Annotated in this window: 1 protein-coding gene; it reads right to left on the reverse strand. The window is 48.5% G+C overall.

The annotated features are described in order from the left end of the window. Window positions 1-44: 44 nt before the first annotated feature. Complete coding sequence (gene hisD, locus A3738_RS10695) at window positions 45-1,352, reverse strand: histidinol dehydrogenase (protein WP_068476207.1); 1,308 nt, start codon at window positions 1,350-1,352, stop codon at window positions 45-47. Window positions 1,353-1,356 lie beyond the last annotated feature (4 nt).

The following is a 1,356-nucleotide window of genomic DNA, read 5'->3' on the forward strand; positions in this document are numbered from 1 at the left end:
CTTGGCGTAGGCGTCGATCCTGTCATCACGACGCCCTATCAAATTTATTCTTTAATACGATATTCCGCAGAACGTGCGTGCGCTTCAAGACCTTCTCCGCGCGCCAATACAGACGCTACCTTGCCTTGATCACTCGCCCCTTGCTCAGAGAAGTAGATCAACGATGAGCGTTTCTGGAAGTCATACACACCTAGAGGAGATGAAAAACGCGCGGTTCCCGAAGTTGGTAGAACGTGGTTTGGCCCGGCGCAATAATCGCCTAAGGCCTCAGCCGTATAACGCCCCATAAAGATCGCCCCTGCATGCTTAATATGCTGAGCTAAGGCTTCTGGATCTTCAACCGACAACTCTAAGTGCTCTGGCGCGATGGTGTTACTAACTTCAGCCGCTTGCTCAAGAGATTCAACCTGAATTAATGCCGCTCTATCCTCGATGGATGCACGAATAATATCTTTGCGCTCCATGCCATCGATTAGCTTATTGATACTAGATTCGACAGCATCGAGATAATCAGCATCGTCTGAGATCAAAATTGATTGCGCATTTTCGTCGTGTTCTGCTTGAGAGAACAGATCCATCGCAATCCAATCAGGGTCGGTCTTACCGTCACAAATAACAAGAATCTCGGAAGGACCTGCGATCATATCAATACCGACTTGGCCAAAGACTTCACGCTTCGCTGTGGCAACAAAGATGTTTCCTGGGCCAACAATTTTATCAACCGCTGGAATCGTCTCTGTACCATACGCTAATGCTGCAACAGCTTGTGCACCACCGATCGTGAATACGCGATCTACGCCACAGACAGCTGCAGCCGCCAGCACAAGCTGATTCACCTCGCCGCCTGGAGTAGGCACCACCATCACGACTTCTTCAACACCAGCAACCTTCGCTGGAATCGCATTCATCAACACAGATGATGGATAAGCCGCTTTACCACCCGGAACGTACAATCCAGCACGATCTACAGGCAAAACTCGTTGACCAAGTTTGGTACCATCCGCCTCAGTAAATTCCCAAGAACTGCCACCCTGCGCTTGTTTTTCATGATAACTACGTACACGCGCTGCAGCTTGTTGCAGAGCTTCGCGTTGATCCGTAGGCAAGCCTTCTAAAGCTTCTTGCAAACGAGATTGAGGCATTTCAAGTTCTGACAATGCGCTAGCTCCAACTTGATCGAAGCGATTCGTCAACTCAAGAACAGCTTCGTCGCCGCGCTTACGCACATCTGAGATAATATCTTTAACTGTACGATGCACAGACTCATCAAGCGCCTCATCCCAAGCGACTAGATCTGCCAGCTTGTCATTAAAATCCGAATCTTTCGAACTTAAGCGTTTGATAGTTAACATAAAA

This window comes from Oleiphilus sp. HI0066 (genome assembly GCF_001635725.1).